General features: G+C 56.0%; 5 protein-coding genes. 2 read left to right on the forward strand and 3 right to left on the reverse strand.

Annotation, left to right across the window (positions count from 1 at the left end; all coding sequences use genetic code 11):
* Together ABX962_RS26905 and hisD are read right to left on the reverse strand one after the other, a co-directional pair.
* Positions 1–260 (reverse strand): aminotransferase class I/II-fold pyridoxal phosphate-dependent enzyme (locus ABX962_RS26905; protein ID WP_372724027.1); only part of this gene is annotated, 260 nt, incomplete at its 3' end.
* Positions 261–516: 256 nt separating this feature from the next.
* A complete protein-coding gene (hisD, locus tag ABX962_RS26910; RefSeq protein ID WP_372724020.1) occupies positions 517–1,896 on the reverse strand; it encodes a histidinol dehydrogenase in 1,380 nt (459 codons plus the stop codon).
* Positions 1,897–2,032: 136 nt separating this feature from the next.
* On the opposite strand from hisD, the gene ABX962_RS26915 reads away from it, so the two are divergent.
* Both ABX962_RS26915 and ABX962_RS26920 read left to right on the forward strand, forming a co-directional pair.
* Positions 2,033–3,076: a low specificity L-threonine aldolase gene (locus tag ABX962_RS26915; protein WP_372724021.1), complete on the forward strand. Its 1,044-nt coding sequence runs from the start codon at positions 2,033–2,035 to the stop codon at positions 3,074–3,076.
* Positions 3,073–4,596, forward strand: coding sequence for a hypothetical protein (locus tag ABX962_RS26920; RefSeq protein WP_372724023.1), 1,524 nt, complete (start codon positions 3,073–3,075; stop codon positions 4,594–4,596). Before ABX962_RS26915 ends, ABX962_RS26920 begins: the two co-directional genes overlap by 4 nt.
* A gap of 349 nt (positions 4,597–4,945) precedes the next feature.
* Here the strand turns inward: ABX962_RS26920 and ABX962_RS26925 are convergent, their stop codons facing one another.
* On the reverse strand, positions 4,946–5,773 hold the full coding sequence (locus ABX962_RS26925) for a hypothetical protein (protein ID WP_372724025.1): 828 nt from the start codon (positions 5,771–5,773) through the stop codon (positions 4,946–4,948).
* Positions 5,774–6,301: the final 528 nt, after the last annotated feature.

The raw sequence follows: 6,301 nt of genomic DNA on the forward strand, positions 1-6,301 counted from the left end.
AAGCCGCGGACCAGCATCGTCAGGATCTCGTCACTGCCGTTGCCCGCCAGGATCCATTCGGGACCGGGTAACCCCAATGCGTTAGCAGCCGCCCGGCGAAACGCGGTCGCCACCGGGTCGGGGTAACGGTTGATTGCACCGGTGGCCGCATGCTGAATCGCCTCGACCACCGCCTTGGGCGGCGGGTAGGGGTTTTCGTTGGTGTTCAGCTTGACCGTTTTGCCCGGCGCAGGCTGTTCCCCCGGCGTGTAGGGCTGCATTTTGGCAAGGGCAGGGCGGAAGAACGATGACTCGGGCACTTCTTAATTCGTTTCAGCTAGAAGGTGGCTCGGGATGGTTAAATTCATTGTCGTTTTTCGCTCCGCGAAAAATTTGGAAGAATGTAGCGTTCGTTCCGCGAAAGACCACGGTATTTCCTGCTCGAACATGGCGTCTCTTCTCGGCGAATGAGACAGGAGCCTCGATCGCAGTGCGCTCTTAGACAGGAGCCTGGGAACGAATTCGTACATTCGATCATTATCGCCGGATCGAGACGCTGCGGGCGTGAGCGGTCAGCCCTTCTTTCTCGGCAAGTCGCTCGACATCAGGAGCGATTTGTTTCAGTGCAGGTTCATCGAACTCGGTAATGCTGCCGCTTCGCAAGAAACTGTTGCTCGACAATCCGGCTGCCCAAGTGCAAGTCCCGCCGGTCGGCAACACATGGCTCGGCCCGGCGGCGTAGTCGCCTAGTGCCACCGGTGTATGGTGGCCCAAGAAGGCCGCGCCGCTGTTGCGGATCTTGGCGATTTGGTCGCGTGGGTTCGCGGTTTCGATATGCAAATGCTCGGGAGCAAAATCGTCGGTCAGTTCGCATGCTTGCTGTTCATCGCGAACCAGGATCAACGCGCCAAAGGCTTCGAGACTCTCCACAGTCAATTCGTTGCGTTCGAGCTGGACCACTTGCTTCGCCAACTCGTCGTGAACCGCGTCGATCAGCGCTTCGTCCCAAGTGATCAGGATCGCGGACCCCGGTGAGTGTTCAGCTTGCGCCAACAAGTCGGCCGCGATGTAGTCGGCTCGAGCAGTGCCATCAGCGATCACAATCACTTCGCTCGGGCCCGCGAATGAATCGATATCGACCGTTCCAAACACATGCTTCTTCGCCAGTGCGACAAATAGGTTGCCGGGGCCGACGATTTTGTGAACCGGTTCAATGCACTCGCAGCCGTACGCCATCGCTGCGACCGCTTGTGCGCCACCCATGCGATAAACTTCGGTGACACCTAGCTCGTGGCACGTCGCCAACATGTCGGTGTTGTACGCACCGAACTTGGTTGGCGGGGCGACCACGGCGATCTGTTTCACCCCAGCGACCTGGGCCGGAACGACTGTCATCAGCACGGTCGATGGGTAGGCGGCGGCACCACCGGGGACGCACACGCCGATTCGTTCAAGCGGCACATAATGCTGAGTCAGACGGACGCCCGCGCGAGGCTCGATGGTGACATCTTGGTGCAGGATCGCCGATTGGAATTCGGTGATGTTGTCACGAATCCGGCGAATCGATTCGATCAATTTTGGATCCGCCTCGGCGTGAGCCTGCTCAAGTGCCTCGGCGGGGACGCGAAGCTCGGCGGCCGAAAGTTCGGCATTGTCGAGTGCTTGGCAGTAACGCAGTAGCGCCGCAGTGCCTTCGGTTTGGACGTCATCGCAAATCGTCTGGACCACTTCCACGGGCGTCAACGGTTTGCCAAACACCTTTTCGGTCAGCGCCCGGCCTCGGGGGCTGACGACATCGCCTGCGGGACTGAGTTTTTGACGCAGCTGAAGCAAAATGTCCGCGGATCCCTCGCGAGCATCCACTCGCTGGATCTGGAGCGTTGGGAGGTTTGAGCTGGATGGATTCGATACGGTCATGGTTTGCTTATTCGCAGGCTTCGTTCAGTTTCGTAGACAGGCGGAATGCGTAGACAGGCGGGCAAGCCTCTCCCAACGGTATCATAAGCCGATACAATGCGTTTTGTTTAGCCGCAGCCCCCTCGAATTATCCACAATGCGTCAAGAAATCGACCTACGTAGCGACACTTTGACCAAGCCCACGCCCGCGATGCGGAAAGCGATGGCCGAAGCCGAAGTCGGTGACGCGGTCATCGATATTGACCCCACTGTGGAGCGGCTGGAGCATTTAACCGCAGAAATCCTCGGCAAAGAAGCCGCCGCATTTATGCCCAGCGGCTCGATGACCAACCAAGTCGCCGTGCGAGTCCATTGTGATCGCGGCAGCGAGTTTATTTGCGAGCAAGATTGCCACATTTATCAGTACGAACAGGGGGCGTTTGCCTCGCTGTCGGGTTTGGTGGCGAAAACGATCCCAGGGCAGGGCGGGGTGCTGAAAATCGAGCATCTGCGTGGCCAGGTCCGTGCCCATAACGACCACTTCGTTCATACGCGGCTGCTCTGTTTGGAGAACACTCACAATCGCGGCGGCGGCCGGATTTTGCCTCAGGCCGACGTCATCGAGTCGTGCCAATGGGCGAAGTCCGAAGGGTTGGCGACCCATCTTGATGGAGCTCGGCTGTGGAACGCCGCGGCCGCCACGGGAATCAGCGAAGCTGAGCTCGCCGCCCCGTTTGATTCGGTCAGCGTTTGTTTCAGCAAAGGACTCGGGGCCCCCGTCGGCTCGGCCTTGGTCGGCAGCCGCGATTTTATCGAGCAAGCACGTCGAACGCGAAAACTGTTTGGTGGCGGGATGCGACAAGCCGGCATCATCGCCGCCGGTGCCTTGTACGCGATCGAAAATCATCGAGGCCGACTGGGTGAAGATCACGAGCACGCCAAACAGCTCGGTGACGTGTTCCGATCGCACGAAGGGTTTTCGATTCGGGGAAATAGTATCGACACCAATATCGTTGCCGTCGAGATCGCAGCGAATCTTGGAAGTGCCGACGCATGGGTGGCGAAACTGGAAGAGCACGGTGTGCGTTGTTTTGCGATCAGCGACCAAGCGATTCGATTTGTCACACATCTCGACATTCACTCGGATCACATCCGTCAAATGCGTGACATTTTCGCTCGTCTGGTTGATGCCAAGGCATGAGCGATGACGGTCCGAAGCGGTCGACGTTGTGGGTGATTGCCGCAGTGATTTTTGTGATCGCGTGCGGTTTGCGGCTTCCTGCGTCGGAGGAAAGTTTTTGGGTGGATGAATTGCACACGGCCTGGACCGTGAACGATTCGTTTGCCGCTGTGACGACGCGGTCGGCGTTTGGCCATCAACAGCCGTTCTATTTCCAGTGGCTTTGGGGGTGGAAACAACTTGTCGGCAGCGGCGAGATCGCGATGCGGCTCAGCAGCGTATTGGCAGTCGCGTTGGCATGCAGTTGCGTCTTTGCTGCGGTGGCGAAATTCCACCGTTCGCTCGTTGGTGGCATTGCCGCTGGTTTGGTGTTGGCGGCCGAGTCGAACTCGATTTTTTTCGGCACCGAACTTCGCCCCTACGCCGCCGTGATCTTCGCCTCGGCAATCGCGTGTGGGTTCGCGTCTCGGTTGTGGAGCATGTCACCCGCCGACGGTCGACGTTCGCTGCAGTGGGTGGGGCTTGGTGTTGCTATCGGGGTGGCGGGACTGTGTCAAATCACTTCGCTCGGAGTTTTGGGATGGTTGGTCGTCGCGGTGCTGGTGCGATGGGGATGCGCCGATTGGCACGCTACATTGCGTTTGTCGAAATGGGATCTGCCGTTTGTTGCTGCCTTTGCAGTGGTGGCGTTGTCGTTGGTGGCAAGTGGTGGGCTTGAGGTTTGGAACGAGCGAAAGATGTGGGCCAGTTTCGCGTCGGCGACGTCGCTAAAACAGGTCCTGCATATTTGGCCCTGGACGTACCTCGTCGTCGTACCGTTGTTGGTGTGGACTGCTGGGTTCTTGTGGCAGCGATTTGTGCGGCAACAGAGCAGTGGTGGCTGGCAATCACGCGGTCCCGCCACGTTGATGTTCGCGTTGGTTGCGATTGCGGTCGTCAGTGCTCTTTGTTTTTGGGGCGTGGCCTATTTTGAGTTTGCCGCGCTTTGGCATCGACGTTATTTGGTTGCATCGCTACCGCTGCTAGCATGGTTTTTTGGCGCCGCGATTGCCGAAGCCTCCAAATCGTTTTCTATTGAACGCAATACCGCCGTCCAGTCGGTCACAGCCGGGACACTGATGGTACTGCTGCTTGGATTATTGATGCAGTCGCAGGGCACTGCCGCGAGGCTGAGTCGTGGTGAGTGGCTCGTGCATCGCGGTGAAAATTGGCGAGACGCCATTGCTCACGTCAATGATGTCGCGTCCAACGGAGCGGTCGTGTTTCTTGATCCTGGCTTGATCGAGCAGAGCATGCTCCGCGAGCCGCATCAGCGTTTTGAGCAGGGCGAATACCTGCGATACGTTGTCGATGGCCCGTACCCAATTCGTGACGATTTAGCGGTTGAGATCGTCAGTAATCAGCCGCTGCACGGGATTTTAGCGATTGCCCCCGAAGTGGTGCTCTCGCGACGGCCCGCTCGAAAGTTGCAAAGCCAGCTCGGTTCCGCATTCGAAGTCCACTCATTCGGCGGCGTTTCCGTCGCTACTGCAAAGCCGTAGGCCGGATCAAGGACGCAAACGCACGCCGGAGCGACGCAAACGGTAGCCCTAACACATCCGCGTCGGCCGACGATGCACGTTTCAATCGCGTCCGCCGCTCCGGCATTCACACGTCATTTGTGTCCAAGTCAGCCTTGGTAAGCCAACGATAGGCTATGTCTAGAAGCGTTTCCTGTTGCTGTCGTCGCACGTCAAAAGGGCGTTATCCATCCGCGTGGTCAGAAAAGAAAGACTGCCGCGCGGCGGGCTATAGTGACATCGTTTCTCACCGATGCAACCTGTAGTTGCCGCGTGTTGGTGGCGCACTCCGTTGACTGCTTTTGCTGATTCCTCCCCCGGAGAATTCCCCTTAGTCCGAATTTGCCTTTTCTCGCTCCGGCAACGCTGATGTTTCCAAGCAACTGGAGATTATGGATTCCAGCAATTCGCGGATCGCTGGGAACTCAATGTTCGATTTATCGTCGATATCGAGAAAATACGACCAGCCCCCTGAGGGTCGCAAGTATGCCCAAATCACTGGAATTCCTGTGCTTGTCCGAGCGATTGGAATTGCCGTAGAGGTCAATTTTGCAGTTCCGGATAAAGCGACGGGCAAGTCGACTTTGGAACTGGGGAATCTGAGTGGCTTGCTTAAACCGACTGAGACACCACTTTCAAAGAATATTTGGGTAGTACGCTGCCCTTTGCGAGAACCAGCGTATCCAAAACAAATTACGCCCAGGTCAATCGATTTGGTCTGGTCAATCTTTTGGGGCTGGTGTTGGTCGATAGCGGATACCTTCTTCAGTCCGTTGCCAATTCCAATAATCGTTCGAGGACTATTTACGAACTTATTTATTGCGGCGGCCTGATCCGGCCCAACAGTACCAACATCCAAATCGAATATTAGCAGGACAACATTAGGACTTTCCAAAAATGATGGATGAAACCAATAATCTTCGATTCCGTTAGGGTCTCGCCACTCTTTAATTATGTTGCAAACCATTGAAATTGGCTCATAGTTATACCCATACGAAACTTGAAGCAATTTATCTATTGAACGTACTTGCGAGCTTTCTGCACTGCTTATCACCACAATTTCCGGTGTCTCAGCGTTGCAAGGTGCAATCGTTGCAAGGATCAACAATGCCGCGGCGGTTCCAACTAGTGAAGAATAAATTCGAAAAAGCATTGCCATGGAGGTGTGCCTGAACGCAGAGGGACGAGGTGTTCGTTAGACGTGCTTAGCTAATCATAAACCGTTCCGATTCTTCATGCTGCGTTCAGATGCCCTTCAATATGTTTTCGGACAATGGTCGAACTCGTGGACGCATCATTGATTCCAGATTGGGAAACAAAGGGGTCAGGAAACAAAGGGGCAAACCTCTTTTTGTGTTTGTTGGCAATGGTCGAACTCTCGGACGACCTCTTTACCGCATCGTTGATTCCAAATTGAGTCGCTTGGCAATCGATTCGATCTAGCCTTCATCACCCAACGGTGCACCGCGATTCGCACAGATTCGAATCGCTTTCAACTCGCTTTCTGACAATGGCTCATTGACACGAGAGCCCCGGTTTGGAAGCCGTGGAGGCAACAACTTCGAACAATGAAAGGGGTTTGCCCCTCTGATTGAATGATGCGATTGCGGGCCCCATGTTTACGATTGCCTCCACTAGCGTTGCTCACGGGACTGTCGAGACATGCGAGACGCATCCGAGCTTTGAT

Origin of the sequence: Novipirellula sp. (assembly GCF_041583735.1) — a bacterium.
Classification (GTDB): domain Bacteria; phylum Planctomycetota; class Planctomycetia; order Pirellulales; family Pirellulaceae; genus Novipirellula.

Bases quoted from the DNA above. Each gene is read 5' to 3' on its own strand.
- hisD (WP_372724020.1), bottom strand. From the start codon at position 1,896: ATGACCGTATCGAATCCATCCAGCTCAAACCTCCCAACGCTCCAGATC.
- ABX962_RS26915 (WP_372724021.1), top strand. From the start codon at position 2,033: ATGCGTCAAGAAATCGACCTACGTAGCGACACTTTGACCAAGCCCACG.
- ABX962_RS26920 (WP_372724023.1), top strand. From the start codon at position 3,073: ATGAGCGATGACGGTCCGAAGCGGTCGACGTTGTGGGTGATTGCCGCA.
- ABX962_RS26925 (WP_372724025.1), bottom strand. From the start codon at position 5,773: ATGGCAATGCTTTTTCGAATTTATTCTTCACTAGTTGGAACCGCCGCG.